This window comes from Nocardia sp. NPDC004123 (assembly GCF_053603795.1).
In genome coordinates, this window is record NZ_JBSGGG010000003.1 from 248252 (window position 1) to 265418 (window position 17167).

A 17167-nucleotide genomic window follows, 5' to 3' on the forward strand; every position below is an offset into this window, starting at 1 on the left:
TGGATTCAGCGCTGCTGTTGTCGAAGCCTGCGTAACGGAATGACAGCAGCCTCGGTGTCGCGGCGTCTGATCGGTATCGTGGCGTGCGCGAGGGACTGATCAGGTTGTCACATGCCTGTCAGGAGTGGTTCGTCATGACCGAAGCCCCCCGCCAGCGCCGCACTCGTTCTCAGGCTCGTTCACCGGAACTTGTTGCCCGACTGCAACGCTCACGCCAACGCAGCCTTCAGCGTCGCGCCGACGCTGCTGCACGAGAGAAAGCCATCACCCGCGCAGTGGGTGACTACCTCGCCGCCTGGAATGCGATCTCCCACGCCGAGCAGTCCCGCGACCGGGAAGTAGCGGCATTACGCGCGCAAATCGACACCGTGATCACCCGCGCGGCGAGCGAGATCACGACCCACGAAGACGTGCAGGCAACGGCTGCCGCCGCGGTGCGCGCACACGTACAGACCGACGAGGAACTGGCCGATCTGCTCGAGATCACCGTCAAACGCGCACGCCAGCTCCTGGCCGGCTCCCGAGCGACCGGCCCGGAGCAATCCAGCCGCAAGACACCGTCGAAAAAGACAGACCCCACGAACCTGCCGACAAGAACTGACCCTGGATCCCGAAACCTGCTCGCAGACCGAGCCTCCACCACGTCCACCGATCCGGTGCCGTCGCACGTGACCGAGTAAGGAGGTGGCTGCACCTGTGAATTCTGATGTCAGCTATCGGTGAATTTTGGCTCCGATCAGCGAAGCCGAGCTCTGCTGGAATCGGCGAAGTCTGACGTCATCGGCGAGCTTGTCCAGCGAGCCTGGGCTTGTCCGGTGCACCATCATGCCGAGTTGTCAGATGGATTCGGCTGTCCTCGCTTCAGAAGTGGTTCAGCACTTCGGATTGCGCTTCAGGCCGACTCAACACTGTGCTCTCAGGACGCTGGTTCCACGATGCTGATCTCGAAGGCGTGCTGTTCCGGCCCGAGCGGTGTGACGAGAGGGGGAGGTGCAGGTCAGCTTCGAGGGGCCCGCCTGTTTAAGAAGCTGATCCTCGGCGAACGGAGTGACTCGATTTCGTGGGGTTTCCTGGACTGGCTGCTGGTGGTCTCCGGCGCTGCAACTTCGACGATACGTGGCTGTCGCTTGGACGCTGTACGGCGGCCTTCGCGGCTTGCTGAATCGCTGCCTCGGTTACCAACACCGCCGTAACTACCCAAAACGGACCGCAACTATCCAAAACGGACCGCGCAGTCGTTCGCATCGAGAAGGTCAGGGCTTCGATTTCCCCTAGCTCCACAATCACCGCAGGTGAAGGCCGGTTCCTCCCAGAGGCCGGCCTCTTGCTTTTCCGGATCTCCCAACTAATTCCTCTTTCCATGGCGATCAGCCAGCCTTGCCCGCTGACTGCCCGATCGAGCGCATCGGCGGCAGCCTGGTGCGCCCGCTCGCGAGCCGTGTAGTGCCGCTGGGTCATGGCCGGATCAACATGCATGAGCACGTCCGCGGTCACCCACGCCGACAATCCGGCGTCGTCCAGAATCGTCGCCACCGCGCTGCGGAAGCTGTGCGCTCCAGATGGACCTGCCAAAGGTCAAGAAACTGGTCAAAGTGACAAAATCCGGACGACCCGTCTGCCGCAATCCGGGTCACTTCGGCCGTGGACCACTCCCCAGCCCTCTACTAGGTTCCGCCGCCCGACGCCCAGTCACCCGCCATCGACGGCACGCCTTCGTGCTGCGAGCGCATTGCTGATCAACTCGCGGGCCGCGCCTCCCGTGACAGCTTGGTCCGCCAGGAGCTCGAACGCGCGGGTGAACGCGGCCACCTCCCGAGGCTGGGTGATGGTCAGGGCGGCGGTCACGCCTTCGGCAACCGCAAGCCGGTTGTCATAGATGACGAAATTGGTTGGGGAGACTAGATATTGAGCCATCTTGGGCACGATTCCCAGCAAGACCCGAGGCAGGGACATTGCTGTCACCAACCGATCCAACTGGCCGAACATCACGCCGTCATCGCCCACGGTCGTATAAAGCGCTTGCTCTCCGATGAGGTAGTGAACACGCCGTTTTCCCCGGTACAGGTATTGCTGCTGCCGCTCCATGCGGGCGGCTACTGCTTCCTCTGCGTCGTTGGGCGTCTGGTTGAACTCGGACACCCGGCGAAACATGGCCTCGGCGTATTCCGGGGTGTGGAGAAGACCTGGAACCAGGGCCGGATCGTAGCCGCGGATAAGGCCGGTCTCCGATTCGATTTGGTTGACCTGTTGCTGAACTCGGCGCATGCCGGTTCCGAGCGAACGCCGCCATTCGAGGTAGGCGGCATCGATGTTGCGGAGGCTGGCGACGAGATCCGCCTCGTGCCCATCGCCGGCGGTGAGCCCGCACCACGTGCGAATATCATGCTCGGTTGGCGTCTGCTTGCCGTACTCGATCTTCGAGACCTTCGAGGGGTGCCAGGCCGCGAGTTCTGCAAGCTGACGGCCGGTTAGACCAGCATCCCGGCGAAGGTCTCGGAGTCGTTGCCCGAGTGCCTCCCGAGCCTTGTGGACGTTGGTCACGCAGTGACGGTAGTCCGGCGATATTCGGCGTAGGGAATCGCTTGCCGCCAAACGGCATCGCGGACCTGCGCGCACCGGCGCACCAGTACCGGGTCCGTCGTGACCGCTGCCCCAGCTGCCGCACCGTCTGGCGTGAACAGCGTGTACGCGACGGTGCTGTCATCGAACAGCCAGTAGTCGTCGGTCGTAAGGTCGTCGGCGTTGACAAGATGCCGTGGTAGGTACCGAATATCCTCGCCTGCTTCGATATTCAGGGGTGACACGGCCAAACTCCAACGGATGTAGTCGACATGCGGCACCGTGACGACCCGTACCCGAGTGAAAGCAACCCCCCGGTTGCTCGATTCACGAACAAGATCGAACCAACCCTGGAGCCAGGCAAAATCGTCCGGCTCGCCGTTCAGGAACTTCCGGAACGGCTCGGATTCCTCGGGCGTCTCGTACACATCTTGCACCTCCAGGTGAAAGGCCGATTTCCGACACGACCGGAACATGTCCCCGAACTCGTGATCAATTACGTGGAGCATCGCGGCGAATCTCTTTCCCCATGGGCACCTCGACGGCGCACTCGTGCGACGGAAGATCCATCTGCGCCAACGCTTCCGGGTCAGTGACCGGTTCACCTGTCAGCGTGAACGTCCCATGGCCCGTGTCATGCAACAGCACCCCGAGGCACGTGCCTGGCTCGAGGTACGCGAGCAAGGGGTGCGGGATTTCGATCAGTTCCGGACTGCCCGGTACACGCCACCCTTGGGTCACGTAGGTACCGCGGTCCGATGCCCACAGTGTGGGGGAATGGTTGCCCTGGGTGTTCTTGCCAAGGAATTGCAACAGCATGGCAGTACCTCCGGTAGAGAGTGTCCAGGCTTCCAGTATGGCTAGAAATGCCCAGCACAATGGCCCAATCTTGGAGCAATCTGGAGCAATCTCCTGTTCTTGCAGCGCATCCCATATCTAACGTCGCGATTAGGCGCTCAGGGGAGGTCGCACCTCCCGATCCCGGAGTTGCCATACCAGCGGCGGACAGGGGCACCCGATGGCCAGACGGACGCGGCTCTTTGAGTTCCCCGGCGGCGTGCTGGAACTCCAGAGCACCGGAGACGAATCAGAGGACTACTCCGGGTTCTACCTGGAGGTCCACGGACACGTCGCACAAGACGGACACGAAGACCAAGGGGCTGTAATGCGTGGGAAGCCAACGTGTTTAGGATATCTTCGCACCGACGTATCTGGAGTGGCTCAACTCTGGGACCAGAGCCAAATCCGCAAACTCGCCACGCGTCTCGGATACGACTTCGCCGACATGGTGGTCTACGATCCCAGGTTCGCACGGCCCCCTCTGGCCCGTCTGAGGGCACAGGCAACCCGCCTCGACGCCGAAGCGGTGATAGTTCCCAGCCCGGAGCACTTCGAGGGCGCAGAGATTCCGGGGACGCTGGTGCAGCAACTCGACGTGATCACCGTGAACCCCGAACAGACCTACGCACGAAGGGCCATGCCGCCGATTCGAGACTTGCCGCCAGCCGAGGCCGACGGTGCTTAGACCACTCCGATAGCTCGGGAATCGAAAGGAGGGTGGTGTATCGAGCCGACTTCAAGACTACGATGACAAGCGTTGCGCGGTAACGCACTTCGCGAGGACCCCCGGGATAGCTCCATCTGCAATGGTGTCGGAGTTTTCGCTTACCTGGCAATAGTTTTCGCCATGGAGTAATCGTTCCCCGATCGCAGGCCCTCCGCACACGGGGGTGTACCTGCCCAATGCGTCGACGTGGTCGACGCCACAGTCATCCGTGTCGGCCGTCGTGGTCGTCGCTGCATGTGTGCTCGGGACTGCACGTCTTGTCTTTGTCTTCAACGTCGCGCCGGCCGAACTCCGTGCGGAGATCTGCGGATACGTCCAGAGCGACACGTAGGCCATTCCGATGCTCGGGAGCTTCGGGAGGAGGTGGTTCAAGGGGTAGTTGAATTCGGCAGTCAGGGATAGACACTCGGGCTGCCATTGGACATCATGACGCAGCGCCGGTAATCCGATACCGCGTTGCTCCACAGGAAGGCCCCCCGGGCTGGTGTCTTCAGTTGCGCCGCAAACCTACTGAAGTCCCACCTTGCACCGGGGGTCTTTCCATGTCCGCGACTGACCCGTCATGACCCGGGTCATCGATCGCGGTCGGGCCATAGGCGGTGTGCGAGTCGAGTGAGATCCACGGTGGCTGCCAATACGTCCAGAACTGTCCGCTCGTGTTCGGCTGTGCCACGGATTTTCCGTAGCCGCAGGACCTGTATCCCGCGCAAGGTGACGCCGTATCCGGAGGGCCCGGATTCGTCGCCGCGGTAGTGCACGATCTGGTAGTCGTGTGCGTCGATCAACATGGAGTACCAGGGGTCGGCAGGTTTGCCGGCCCGCTGGGCTTCTTCGGATTCCGAGTCGGGTGGGGTCCATTGCCGGCAATCGCATTGAGGGTCATCGCAGGGCGTGATGCGCGCGGCGACGGCGTTGGATCGGTAGGTCGGCATGCGGCCGGCCAGCATGGGGCAGGCGCGGGTGGAGTAGGCGGCGCATTCGGGATGTAGTCCGGGCTCGGGGCCGATTCCCCGGATCCAGTCTTGCGGCCGGATGAAGACGACGACCCGGTTGTCGGGTCCTTGTCCATTGCCGAGGGCTTCTCCACACACCTGGCACAGGCGCAGTGCCAGCACCAGTGCGTAGCGTTCGGGGTCGATCGCACCCCACACCGGTGAGACTCGGCCGTGGTGACACAGGGTCAGGTACGGGATGGTCAGCCCTTGTGCGGTCGGTGCGTCGTGCAGGCGCGCCGGGATCGGTGGGCGGGACGAATTCGATGACGTGGCTTCGGAGTTCACAGTTCTCCTCAGGAAATTGTCTCGAGCGGCGGAAGGTCGTCAGGGGGCGGTGTGGTTGTCGGTGAGCGGGTGAGCCGACAAGGTCACGCAGGCGGACTGCGGTGGCTGGTGTGTGGACTCGATGCGGATGTGCACGATGGCGGCGAGCGCACCGGGGCTGGGCTTCTCGGCGAGCCACGGGCCGAAGGCCGCGGGGTCGGCCTCCGGCAGGGCTGCCTCGATCCAGGCCACCAGGGCCGCGGCGCTGGTGATCACCACTTTTTGCGGCCGGTGCTCGGGTGGGCGTTGTGCACCGCGACGACGGTCGGCGCGGTGGGTGCATTGGCGATCACCGATCGTGTGAGCACAGCCTGGTAGCCGCCGGCAGCCCACCATCCCTCGGCGATGACGAACCTGCTGTCGACCGTGGGGTCGACCGGGATGAGGCACCAGTGGACGCCGGAGACGCCGAAATGGCCTTCTTCCCAATGTATTTCACGGTCTCGAATGATCTGGGCGGCGCGTTCGATCGACACCAATGCCATCGGTGGTGCGGCGACGGTGGTGGTGGTCGACGCCGATGTGATTGCGGGGAAGGCCGCCACCGGCGTGCCTGGCTTCGGGGCGGTCGCGAAGCAGGCGCGATAGCCGACGACCAGTACGCTGCTCGCCGGTGGCGCGGAGACGACCTCGACGTAGCGGGGATCGACGCGCAGCCGGGCCGAATAGCTGTTCAAGTCACCATTCACGAGTCACCGCCGCATAGCGTGACGGGCTGAAGGCTGTCGGCTGGGTCCGGGCTCGATGGAGAGAAAATGGTGAATCATGCTCGGAACTCCTTCTTGTCGGGCTGGGTGCTGCCGGATGTCGGACACGAACGGTGGCGGTGCGGGCCGACGGGTCAGGCGACCTCGGAGAAGCTCAGGTCGGCGTATCGTTCGGTGCCGGTGAGGAATTCGCATTCGCAGTGTGGGAATTCCTGCCAGCATTGATCGCAGAACCCGCAGCTGGTGCAGTGCGGTCCGGGGCGCTCGAGGTCGAACTGGCCGCAGTAGTCGCAGTAGTCGTAGAGATAGCCGCCGGGCTTGTGGGGGGTTTCCAGTGCGCGCCACAGGTAGGAGTGGTTGGAGTACCAGATCCCCTCGCTGCTCCAATGCCCGCGGTGCTCGTTGAGCAGGTAGGCGGTGTGTTTGAAGCGGGGATCGACGGTCAGGATGATCATTTTGTCCCCGGCCAGCCAGTCCTCGAGCCCGGTGCGGCCGACCCAGGAATCCAGCGGCCCGAACGGTTCGTGGGGGAGGAAGTCCTCGGCTGCTACCCGGGTGTCGGAGCGGGGGTCCCCGATTCGGGGGTGCACGATCTCGGGCAGAATCCCGTTGTGCGCCAGGACTGTTCGTTCGTCGCCGCCGACGGCGAAGGGGTGACAGTTCTGCTCGTCGATATGGCCGTGGGTGGCCAGCCGTGAGTGGAACAAGGCGGGTGTGTCGGGGAATTGCGCTCGTACGGCGGTGAACTCGTCGATCACGGTGTCGGCGTCGAGTCCGTGGCCGACGCGGATTCGCTCGTCGGCGATGAGTGCGTATCCGTGCCCATGGGGGTTGGCGGCCGCGCCATCGCGTAAGGCGTCGAGATCCGGGGTGATGCCGGGTTTGTAGAAGCTCAGGATGCACACGAGAGGGCCTCCATTTCCGCCAGCAAGGGCAGATAGATCGGGTGGTGTCGCACCCAGGCGACGAATGCGGTCCATTCCCAGCCACGCCGGCGCGCCACGTCACCGGAGGACAGGGTGCGGGTGTATTCCACGGAGGCGGCGACGAAGGCGAGTGCGGCTTGGACTTGTTGGGGTTGGAGGGAGCTGGCGAAGATGCGGACTTCGAAGGTGTCTTGCGGGCAGACGTTGATGGCTTGGTAGCGGCCGTAGCCGAAGCGGTCGCCTTTGGCGAAGTTGACGATCTCGGCGCGGGCGTCGGGGTCGAAGCTGGCCCAGTCGTCGCTGCGCCGACGGGCCAGGCGGGTGGCGTGGGTTTCGTTGCGGTACACGAATTTCATCCACCGGTACACGTGTGCGGGGGAGTCGAATCCGTCGCGGGAGACGTGGACGTGGATGCCGAGGTGGTTGTCGATGTAGGCGCCACGGATGCGGAGCTCCCGCAGCACATTCCACGGGAACTGGGCGATGGCCCAGGTGTAACTCATGGGATGGGTGACGATTTCGAATCCGCCGCCGTAGCCGATGGAGCCGTCCTCTTTGAGGTAGGCCACCGTGTCGAGGTGGCTCGTGGCGATGTCGACGCAGTCCTCGAGCGCGGTTCCGGGGGTTTTGACCTCGAGTTCCAGCCCGAGAAACACCGGGCCCTCGCCGTGGAAGACCGGGTCGGGTTTGTAGGAGTAGTCATAGACGCGGTCATCGCGCTGGCTGGATTCGCAGTGTGAGCAGTAGGTGCCGTTGCTGGTCAGGCGGTCGCAGTCACCGCATTCGCGGTATTGGTCTTCGCAGTCGCCGCAGACCTCGTCACCGTTGTCGAGCGTGCGCAGCGAGCGTGCGAGCAGCCCGCAGTCCGAGCATCGCCAATAGTGATCGTCGCGGCACGCGTCGCAGACGACGCCATCGTTGATCGTGGACGCACCATCAGTGGTGTAGCGCTCGCAGCATTCGCATTCGCATTCGCGCCATCGACCAGCGCAGCGCGTGCACAACGTGCCGTCATCGACGGTGCGGCGAATCTCGATGGCACGCTCACCGCAATCGTCGCAGAACGGAAGGCCCGCGCAGCCACGGCACAGCGGGCTACGTTTGTCCGGAGGGGGAGCGTCGGGGATCTGCGCAGCACACAGATCACACACAGCGTGTGCTGTCGGCACAAGGGGCATGGCTACGGGACCTCTCTGAACGACGAAGAATCGGCAGGACGCAGGAGACGCAGTCGTGCGTCCGCCTCGCAGGGCGAGCCCGTCTCGCGCACGAAACCGCAAGACAGGTACAGCGAAGAAGGCCGAATCCGTGCCCGAGACAGTGACGGATTCGGCCAAATGGGCGCGACAGCTCCGGAATGAAAGCGATGTCAGGAGTCGTGATGGACGGCCCTGGGCTCTTGGCCTAATGGATCACGTCGCGGCGCATCGAAATAGCAGGTGTGGTCGAGTGTCGGAGGCAGTCGCAGTGCGGAAAGGTGTTGGCGCAGTGGAAACACCAGCCGCACCGGCCGCAGTAGCGGCCCCGTCGACTGAAGTCGACATCGCCACAGCTTTCGCACACATACAGCCACGCCCGCGACCGGAGAAGCCCAGACCCGGTATCAGGCCGATAGCCGGGATTCGAGTACCAGATCCCACGGTCCCACACGCCCGCCGATTCGTTGAGCACGTAGGCGTTCTCGCGGAAGGAAGGATCGACGGTCAGCACGACCAGCTTGCTCGCCCCGAGCCACGACTCCAGACCGCGGCGGCCGGCCGGGGTGTCGAATGACCCGAAAGGCATTCGCGATAGATAAGTCTCGGCGGCGATGCGGGTGTCCGATCGAGGGTCATAGGGTGCCGGGCGCACTCTTCGGGGCAGCACTCCGTTGTGCCCCAATACGGTTCGCCGATCGCGGCCGAGACGAAAGGGATGGCAGTTGTCGATGCTCACCGCGCCATGGGTGGCGTAGCGGCTGTGGAACAGCGCTGGCCGGTCCGGATACCGTGTTCGGACGGTGGTGAAGTCGTCGATGATTTCCTCGGCGTCCATGCCGCGGCCGACCAGAATCCCGGTGCCGGTGACCACGGCGAAACCGTGACCGTCTCGATTGACGCGCGCACCGTTTCGCAAGGCGGCGACATCGGGGTGTGTTCCCGGCGGGAGAAAGGTCAGCAGGCACACGCGAGTGCTTCCATCTCCGCTCGAAGCGGTGCGTATTCCTCGCGCTGGCTCACCCAGGCGCTGAACTGATCCCACCGCCAGCCGCCGCGCTGGATCACCTCGGTCGCGTTGAGGCTGCGGGTGTACTCGACGGTGGCCGCGGCGAAGGCCAGGGCCGCCTGAACCTGCTGGCGATCCAGCGATCCAGCGAACACCCGCAGCTCGAGGCTTTTGCGCGGGTGCGGATTGATCGCCTGATACCGGTTCAGCCCGAAGCGGCGCACATCGTCCTTGGCGGTGTGCTTCACACGCTCGCGCGCGGTGCTCGAGAACTGCGCGAAATCCGATCGCCGCCGCGCCAAGGCCACGGTTTGAGACTCGTTGCGGTAGATCAGCTTCGCCCACCGGTAAATATGCGCGGGCGAATCGAAGCCATCACGCGAAACATGCACATGAATGCCGACACTGGCATCCGAGCGACACCCTAGTTCGTCCAGACGCTCGAGCAGTTGCCAGGGGAACTGCTCGATTGCGAACCGATAGTCCATCGGATGGGTGACCAGTTCGAAGCCCAGCGGCTGGATCGATGAGTCGTGCTTCAGATAGGCCAGATCGCGCACATAGTCACCGGCCGTCGACGCACACAACTGATAATTCTCATGAGGGACAACGACTTCCAGCTCCAGCCCGAGGAACAGTGGGCCGCGACCGAAGAACCTGGGATCGGGCTTGTAGTTGTAGCCCCATATCCGTCCGCCGGACTCGCAGCCGTCGCAGTCGGCGTGCTCAGGCAGGAGCGTGCCGCATTCGTCGCAGACGCTGTAGCTTTCCGCGCACCGCGAACACACGCGGATACCGCCGGAGACATACCGGCTGTCGGCGGTGTAGAGACTGCAGACACCGCAATGATCGAAGAACCGATCGACACAGTGGGGGCAGACTCGGTCGCCGGTATCGGTGCGCCAGGTAGTTGGTGCGTAGTAGTGGCAGCGTGCGCATTTGGTCCATCCGTCGGCACAAGCTCGGCATAGGCGCCCGAGTTCGACCGTCACGGCCAGGTGCTGACTGGGTTCGCGGCACCGGTCGCATCGCGGCAAGCCGGTCGCGCAATGAATGCAGACCGTCTCGGAACCTGGGGTCTGTTGCCGCCGACCGGAATTGACAGATTGACAGATCGCGCACGAAGGAGGATTTGGCATGGCTGATCACCTTCAACGGAGTGCAGAGACGAAAAACGCCGTGACGGAAGGTGTTCCGTCACGGCGCGTGATTTGAAATGCTCATCGTCTACGGTCGGGCAGTTGTGTGCTGACCCGTCGTAGAGCTGGATGGTTGAAGTAGCGCTATGAGTGCGCTGACACGATTGGGTGAAAGGGGCTGAGAGCGACTGACTCGATGTTGGCGGCCCAGCGGTTACGTGGCACTCACTCAACTGAGCTCTGACCTGTCAGCCTGGAGATCCCCGACGAGATGCCGGAGACCTAGATCTCATGGCGTCAGAAGTCTTGTGCCCTAATCGAATCAATCCACATTGCGTGTGGCGGTTGAGTACGGTTACGGACAGCCGAAGACCTGCCGTGTTCCGTTGGCAGAGGCGATAGCGCTGAATCCGAGAGCCTCCGAGGATTGGCGGCTGCGATCTGGATACGAGAGCAGGCATCTTGTACGAGCGGAGGCGGCGAGGCTTCCTGATTCGCTACAAGTTGGCGTAGCCCCCAGCGCTCCAGACGACCGAGCGAAACTGGTGGGGGGACAGCGGATACCGCACCGGTACTCCGGCGGCCGGTTGGTAGGGCCAGTAGCAGGATCCGCAGCGGTGGCAGTAGTAGCTGGCCCGCCAGACGTGGCGAGCGATCGGAAGCCCGCGACTGATCCGATTGTTGCGCCGGGTTCTCCTCAGCGCGGTCCAGAATAGGAGGATCGATGGGGTGGCCAGCGCGAGGGTGAATGCGAAGGACGCGGCGACAATCCAAGGCCAGGATACTTCAGCATCAGGATCTTTCAGCGCAACGATGGTGAAGAGAAGGTAGAAGCACGCGGGAATCGTAAAGAACAGCCCGAGGAAAACCAGCCTGCCGGAGCGGCGGCGCATCGGTGCAACGGTGAGTGCCTGAGCGAGATGGGTCGAGTGGACTCGGTTGACGGTGGCGTAGCCGACCACCGGGACCACGCCGACGGAGCTGATCCCAAACCCTGAATGCGAGTCGACTCCGCGGAGCACTGACGTTCCGGTCGCATACACTGCAGGAACATTCTGAACCTGATCGTCGTGTCCACAAGTCGGACACGTGATGTCCATTCCCACGGTGACGCCCCGTCCCGGTGCAGTCGCGCCGCGGTCGTGACGGTCGCCGCGCAACAGCGCCTGTGCTGGTTCCCGGTGATGCAGTGGTTTGCTCCATCGAACACCGCGCTGGCCTGCTTGTCGAGTTGGATTGGTGGCTGAGGTATCCGAAGTCATCCAAAGGCTCTTTTCTGGTCGTAGCGCGAGGTGGCAGGACGCGGGATCTGAGATGAGGGAGTGTGAGTCCGCTGTGATGCGCCAACTGACCATCAGCCTGAGACAGGCGGATCCGTCGCTGGGATCACCGGATCGTATGGGGGAGAGGCGGTTGGTCCGACGAGCAACGAACAACCCGAGCGCAGCCTGCACGCACCATACGGTGCGCCGACCAGGTCGGCCGTATTGATAACGCGTCGGTCATCGTTTCGGCATCAGTGCCAACCCGGACTCGGGTCGGAGTGCGGCAACGTGCCAATCAGAACGAAGCGAACAGTGCATGCATGCACCGAATTCGACGGTAGGACTGCCGCATGGCTGGGTGAAAGCTGTACCTAATCGTGCAGCAGTCCCGTTCTTCCGTTCGTAGGTGGCTCGGTCAAGCGTCCGTAGTGTCGACACGACGGTGAAGCTGGCGACTGCAGCGTCTGGGAGTAGCGTAATTCTGCTGTGGCTGTGGCACCTTCGATCAGGTCGCCTCTGCGAACCGCGAGGTTAGGCGGAACGTAACCTGATGGATGCGCAGTGCGTGGCGTTCTCGGGGCGCGGCAATGCTCGGGGCGAGTGGACGATGATCTTCTGTAGCAGTCGGACAAGGAGGCGCCGGCAATGTCCGGAGGCGACGATAGAAGCGAGCCCGCGACAGTGGTCGGCACCGACGGGTCCTCGGTGAGGGGTTCCACTACCGCCGGTGGGGGTTTGGGCGCCAAGCTCGCGGATCTGTACGAGGGGTACTGGACGGTGCACTCTGGTGTGATTCCGGTCCTGGATGGGAGGTTCTCCACACTGCGACTCGAACCTCCCGGCGAGGACAAGATCGAGTTCAAACTAACCGGTCATCTCGGCGAGCCCTCCGAAGGACACCAGTGCAAGCGTTCTCACGGCACTACCTGGACCTTGAACGCACTCAGAAAGGTCGGCTTTCTTGCCGGCCTCGAGCGGCTCGCAGTCGCCGACATTCGACCAATCTTCGCTTCGGAGCAGATGTCGATTTTCGGAGAACTCACTCGGAAGGTTAAGCGTGTTTCCGACGATGAGGTTCGGGCGGACCTGAACGAGGATGAGGAAGCAGCGTTCGACGAGCTGATGGGTGAATGGAAGTTGGGCGAGGAAGCGCTGGCCCAACGCCTTCGTGCGATGACCTTTCATGTGATCGGACCCGAGACTCTTGAGCGTGTCACGCTCGAGAAGCTGTCACTGGTGGTCGAGGGCGATCCAGAGAATGTGTTCGCTACGTTGTGGCACTGGTTGAAAAAGACTGCGCCACAAGTACTGGACTCGGAGCAGTTGTGGGCCTTTCTCAAAGAGACCGGGTATGGTCCACGCGGCGGACATCGAACCGATCTGGCTGGGCGACTGTCCACGCTCGTGAAGGCCTACACACGCGACATGGTCTCGGAGCGGCCGAGTTTGTTGGCTGAGATCCCGCGGCACCAGGTTGGACAGATCATCGAGATGCTCACCGGTGCCGAGCGACCCGCGACGGTGATGTTGACCGGTGCGCCTGGTAGCGGAAAGTCGTATGTGCTCGGGCAAGTGATCGCTGAACTCCAAGCTCGTGGCGTGGTGGTGGGTGTCATGCGTTTGGATATCGCTGACCGCGCCAAAACTGCTGATGCGCTGGGCAGGCAAGACAGTATCGGGTTCGGTGGTTCACCTGTTGCGGTGCTATCACGGGCGAAGGCGAACCGACCGGGTGTGCTGGTGGTGGATCAGGTCGACGCGATGTCGAGATTGTCGGGCCGAGGCGGAAGCATCGGATCAGCGGTCCAGCAGATGCTGCAGGACCTTCGCGCCAGCGACGATCTGAGCTTGCTCATGGCGTGTCGCAGCGAGGATCTGCGCTTCGACAGCACCTTGCGCCGATTGGTGGGAATGGATGGTTCGGGTGGGATCGACGAGCCGCGAAAGATCGAGCTGACGGATCTGACCGAACAGGAAGTCGGTACTGCACTGGCCCGAGTTGGGTTGGACGGGGCGTTGCCACTACCAGGTTTAGTGCAATTGTTGCGTAACCCGCTGAATTTGAGCTTGTTCGTCGAGGTGTTCGAGGACAGTTCCGGCGATGAGCGCGCGTCGTTGCTGGCAACGAGGTCTCGTATTGCTTTGCTGGCGCGGTTTCATGCGCATAAGGCCGACAAGAGTCGTGACGTGTTGGGGCACAACGGATATCGTCAGATCACGCTCAGTATTGCAGCCAGGATGTCCGATGATGCGGTGTTGTCTCTGCCGACGAGTCGGTTCGCGTCCGTGGCCGATTCCCTCGAATACTTGCATCACCATGGCGTGCTGGTCGGTGACGAGTCGCGAATTCGGTTCTTTCACGAGGCATACTACGAGTACCTGGCGGCGTTGGCAGTGCTGGAGAAGGGGCGCACCGCTACTGACGTACTGGGCCAGGAGCGGCAACTGCTGTCTCGTCGCGGTTTGATTCGTTCGATTCTCACTCTCGAGCGCGAGCAGATACCGGAGTATCACGCGGATCTGGCCGGTGTGCTGTCACGAGGTGTCCGTTCACACATTCGCGCTGCGGTGTTCTCTCAGCTCGCGTCGCAGCATCGGGTCGACCTCGGGGAGGCCGCGGTGGTGCTGTCGGTTGCGGTGGACTCGACCGATCCGATGCGCAGGGTCGCGGTCGGAACGTTATCCAGCAAGCCGTTCGTCAACACCTTCGTCGATGAGGATCTGCTGCGCAGGTTCGTCGAAACCTATTGCGGAATAATGCCTCCTGCTGCAGCGGGTTGTCTCAGTGGGACGATACAGGGACTGGCCCCGAGCGAGTTGTTGTACCTTCTGTTCGAATCTGCCCGTTACCGGCCGAATGAGGCCGCCAAGGCCGCGTTGCCGATCACCAGAATGAGTGACCGTGTGCCGGAGTGGTTCTTCTCCATCACTCGGCTCATTGAGTTGGCGGGCACCGCGAGCGGGGCTGATGTGGGTCCGGAGTTGTTGCGCCTGTATCAGGGGGCTTTGGCGGCTGCCTGCGACGTGGTTCCTGAACAGTCGTTGCCTGACGATGGCCCTGGTGCTGAGTGGGGTGAGGCAGCACGCGGATTGCTCCCACCGGTCGCGTCATCGGTGTTCCACGACGGCGGAATGCATATCGTCGATGTCTTCATCGACAGGTTCGCCGCGGTAGGTGCCGATGCGGTACGCGCGTGGCTTGAGGCATGCCGACGCATATGCGATCGCGTCGGGTATCAAAAGTCGTTGTTCGGGGAGAACGGCCTTTTGACAGCATTCCGCAACGGGCCCGCCCTCGGCCAGTGTGCGAATCACGACCCAGTGCGCTTTGTCCATCAGTTGGCAGAGGTCATGGTCGAGGACTACAGGCGCAGTAGCGCCGAAATGCGGTGGACACCTACCGGTTCGGACCTGGACCGGCAACAATGCCTTCGCTGGGATATGACCGGCTTCGGTATCTACCGGGACACGCTGGGACCTCAGATGAGCGACGCTTTCGTCGCGGCGGTCGCGGCTGCGGCAGCCCAGGAGTGGCGCGGGTTACCGGCGATCCTGCGCAGGATCGGTCGATCCGACACCGTCGCGGCGCATCAGGTACTCGCGGCCGCGTACAGCCGGGGCGGCCAGGCCTTGATCGAGGATGCGGCCCGCTGGATCGAGGATCCGCGTGTGCGCGGCCTCGCCGAAGGAGGCACCCACGGCTGGGCATGGGGCGCAGTCGTCGCACGAGTGGCGAGCGTCGGGACCCACGAGCAGCGCGAACGTGCACTGACCCTCGTGGAGGCCGCCTACCCTCCCATACTTGAGAAGGAGTCCACTACACCGGATCCGCAGATCGTGGCTGAAGAACACGTTGTGGTGTCGCTGCTGTCGCGAAGTCTCGGCGTTGAGCTGCCTGAGCGGTTTCGGCAGCGGCTCCTGCAACTCGATGCTGCTCACGGTGTAGTTGCAGAGGAGCCCGAGCCCTGGTCCAGGGTGATCTTCACACCCCGCAACGACGACCCGGACTCGAGTGGACTGGACGATGCTCAATGGCTGGACCTGGTGGCCGAGCTGGCGGCAATCGATCCCGAGGCGGCTCGAGCGAAATCGATCAGACGCGGTCTTCGGACCGACGCACAGCAGGAACCCGCCAGGTTCGCGCGCTTGCTGACCACATTTCCCACACATACCCCTGTCGCTGCGCTAACCGCGGTGCTGTCGGGTATTGCCGCGTCGCTCGAGACTCGTGCGCACTTGGACGCGCACGGGCAGCTTGCGGACTCGACCGATGTCTACCGGGCCATTTTGCAGGCGATGAGTAGGTCACAGGATCAGGATCTGGATCGGGAAATTGCGCGGTGCATTCATCACTCGGCCAACGACCCGCATCTTCCCGACGAGATCGTGGCGATCCTTGTCCGGCTTTGTGACCGCGACCGGAACAGCCCCGAATCACACCACACTGGCAGCCTTCTGAGTAATGCGTGGAACCTGCCACGGGGTGTCGCATTCAATGCTGTTGCGGCGCTGCTTGTTCCGTTGAGCACTCGTAGTGTCCGATTCTCCCTGGTTCGGTCAACGGTGATCAGCGCAACCACCGACCCGGCCGAGTATGTGCGCGTGCTCGTACCGCAGGCCTTGCTCAGGGCGTGGTCCGAGAATCCGCACCTCGTGGGCGAATTGGCCGGCCGGTGGTTCGAGGCCACGAGTGATGAGGGACTCGATGCACCGGATGTGTTTCGGCTCATGTGGATCGTGCGCCACGAGCATCCCGCACTGATCGCCGATTTCCTGCGCGCTCTCATGACCTCTCCACGCGATGAGGCCCGTGTTCTGGCAGGCCGAGTGGCCACCTTGTGCGCAGTCCACCATGTGGATCTGCCGGGGTTCGAGGAATCTGTGCTTGCAGGGTTCATGTCCGATACGCGGGCACGGGTGGGGGTTGCTGACTTCCTGACGCAGTTGGTGAGTAGCTTGCCGGTGGTCGATGATGCCGATGTGGGGGAGTTCGCGCCCACACAGGCGTTGTTGGTCAGGCTGATGAACGACGAGTCGGACATGGTTCGTGAGCAGACGACGTGGGTTGTGCGATATATGGACGGACCGCTGGACAGCTACGCAGGTTTGTTCGAGAAGATCGGTGCGACAAGGATGTTCGCGGAGACCCCGGCGATGGTGTTGTCGGTGTTGAGTCGACGTTTGGGTGAGCTGCCCGAGTCGGTGCTCGGGTTGTGTGAGCGGTGGCTGGACCTGTGGAGCGGTGAGGCGGGGGACCTCAGCACCCACGCCTCTGCTGAGGCTTTCGAGGTGACCGATCTCGTTCTCGCGATTTATGGTGGCGCCCAGCCTGTAGCCGTGATCGATCGGTGCCTGGCGGTGATTGACCGTCTCATCGAGCACGGTGCCATGAACGTCAACCTCAAAGTGGATCAAGCGACATTTGACCCGAACCAATCCGGGAGATAGCAGTCCCGTAGCGTCTTGCTACCCAGACGAAT

Annotated in this window: 14 protein-coding genes and 1 pseudogene; 3 read left to right on the forward strand and 12 right to left on the reverse strand. The window is 62.8% G+C overall.

Annotated features, from left to right (window positions below):
* Positions 1–134 precede the first annotated feature (134 nt).
* Positions 135–680, forward strand: a complete 546-nt coding sequence (locus tag ACWEQQ_RS05505) for a hypothetical protein (protein ID WP_452347290.1) — start codon at positions 135–137, stop codon at positions 678–680.
* A gap of 697 nt (positions 681–1377) precedes the next feature.
* On the opposite strand, the pseudogene ACWEQQ_RS05510 reads toward ACWEQQ_RS05505, so the two are convergent.
* The 4 genes and pseudogenes from ACWEQQ_RS05510 to ACWEQQ_RS05525 all read right to left on the reverse strand — a co-directional run.
* Positions 1378–1554: pseudogene (locus ACWEQQ_RS05510) on the reverse strand (site-specific integrase); the annotation flags it as partial.
* 135 nt (positions 1555–1689) lie between these two features.
* Positions 1690–2541 (reverse strand): helix-turn-helix domain-containing protein, encoded by an 852-nt coding sequence (locus ACWEQQ_RS05515; protein ID WP_452347291.1) that lies wholly within the window; start codon positions 2539–2541, stop codon positions 1690–1692.
* Positions 2538–3068, reverse strand: a complete 531-nt coding sequence (locus ACWEQQ_RS05520; protein WP_452347292.1) for a DUF6879 family protein — start codon at positions 3066–3068, stop codon at positions 2538–2540. The genes ACWEQQ_RS05515 and ACWEQQ_RS05520 overlap by 4 nt, the downstream gene beginning before the upstream one ends.
* Entirely contained in the window at positions 3052–3378 is a 327-nt protein-coding gene (locus ACWEQQ_RS05525) for a hypothetical protein (protein ID WP_452347293.1), read from the reverse strand. Before ACWEQQ_RS05525 ends, ACWEQQ_RS05520 begins: the two co-directional genes overlap by 17 nt.
* A 199-nt stretch (positions 3379–3577) precedes the next feature.
* Here ACWEQQ_RS05525 and ACWEQQ_RS05530 point away from each other — a divergent pair, with 199 nt between their 5' ends.
* Positions 3578–4084, forward strand: coding sequence for a hypothetical protein (locus ACWEQQ_RS05530; RefSeq protein ID WP_452347294.1), 507 nt, complete (start codon positions 3578–3580; stop codon positions 4082–4084).
* 614 nt (positions 4085–4698) lie between these two features.
* Here the strand turns inward: ACWEQQ_RS05530 and ACWEQQ_RS05535 are convergent.
* The 8 genes from ACWEQQ_RS05535 to ACWEQQ_RS05570 all read right to left on the reverse strand — a co-directional run bounded on the left by ACWEQQ_RS05535 (position 4699) and on the right by ACWEQQ_RS05570 (position 11684).
* A complete protein-coding gene (locus ACWEQQ_RS05535; RefSeq protein WP_452347295.1) occupies positions 4699–5406 on the reverse strand; it encodes a hypothetical protein in 708 nt (235 codons plus the stop codon).
* 39 nt (positions 5407–5445) lie between these two features.
* Positions 5446–5661 carry a hypothetical protein gene (locus ACWEQQ_RS05540; RefSeq protein ID WP_452347296.1) on the reverse strand — a complete coding sequence of 72 codons (216 nt, stop codon included), beginning with the start codon at positions 5659–5661 and terminating at the stop codon, positions 5446–5448.
* The gene (locus ACWEQQ_RS05545; RefSeq protein ID WP_452347297.1) at positions 5658–6122 is read right to left on the reverse strand and encodes a hypothetical protein; all 465 of its coding nucleotides are present in this window, start codon (positions 6120–6122) and stop codon (positions 5658–5660) included. Before ACWEQQ_RS05545 ends, ACWEQQ_RS05540 begins: the two co-directional genes overlap by 4 nt.
* A gap of 164 nt (positions 6123–6286) precedes the next feature.
* Entirely contained in the window at positions 6287–7057 is a 771-nt protein-coding gene (locus ACWEQQ_RS05550; RefSeq protein WP_452347298.1) for a class II glutamine amidotransferase, read from the reverse strand.
* Entirely contained in the window at positions 7045–8229 is a 1185-nt protein-coding gene (locus ACWEQQ_RS05555; protein ID WP_452347299.1) for a hypothetical protein, read from the reverse strand. The genes ACWEQQ_RS05550 and ACWEQQ_RS05555 overlap by 13 nt, the downstream gene beginning before the upstream one ends.
* A gap of 253 nt (positions 8230–8482) precedes the next feature.
* Entirely contained in the window at positions 8483–9148 is a 666-nt protein-coding gene (locus ACWEQQ_RS05560) for a hypothetical protein (RefSeq protein WP_452347300.1), read from the reverse strand.
* Positions 9149–9231: 83 nt separating this feature from the next.
* On the reverse strand, positions 9232–10275 hold the full coding sequence (locus tag ACWEQQ_RS05565) for a hypothetical protein (RefSeq protein ID WP_452347301.1): 1044 nt from the start codon (positions 10273–10275) through the stop codon (positions 9232–9234).
* Between the two features lie 644 nt (positions 10276–10919).
* Positions 10920–11684, reverse strand: coding sequence for a hypothetical protein (locus tag ACWEQQ_RS05570; RefSeq protein ID WP_452347302.1), 765 nt, complete (start codon positions 11682–11684; stop codon positions 10920–10922).
* A gap of 738 nt (positions 11685–12422) precedes the next feature.
* On the opposite strand from ACWEQQ_RS05570, the gene ACWEQQ_RS05575 reads away from it, so the two are divergent.
* Positions 12423–17135, forward strand: coding sequence for an AAA family ATPase (locus ACWEQQ_RS05575; protein ID WP_452347303.1), 4713 nt, complete (start codon positions 12423–12425; stop codon positions 17133–17135).
* Positions 17136–17167: the final 32 nt, after the last annotated feature.

Excerpts from the sequence above, each read along its gene's own strand:
- ACWEQQ_RS05505 (WP_452347290.1), top strand. The coding sequence starts at position 135 with ATGACCGAAGCCCCCCGCCAGCGCCGCACTCGTTCTCAGGCTCGTTCA.
- ACWEQQ_RS05525 (WP_452347293.1), bottom strand. The coding sequence starts at position 3,378 with ATGCTGTTGCAATTCCTTGGCAAGAACACCCAGGGCAACCATTCCCCC.
- ACWEQQ_RS05570 (WP_452347302.1), bottom strand. The coding sequence starts at position 11,684 with ATGACTTCGGATACCTCAGCCACCAATCCAACTCGACAAGCAGGCCAG.
- ACWEQQ_RS05520 (WP_452347292.1), bottom strand. The coding sequence starts at position 3,068 with ATGCTCCACGTAATTGATCACGAGTTCGGGGACATGTTCCGGTCGTGT.
- ACWEQQ_RS05530 (WP_452347294.1), top strand. The coding sequence starts at position 3,578 with ATGGCCAGACGGACGCGGCTCTTTGAGTTCCCCGGCGGCGTGCTGGAA.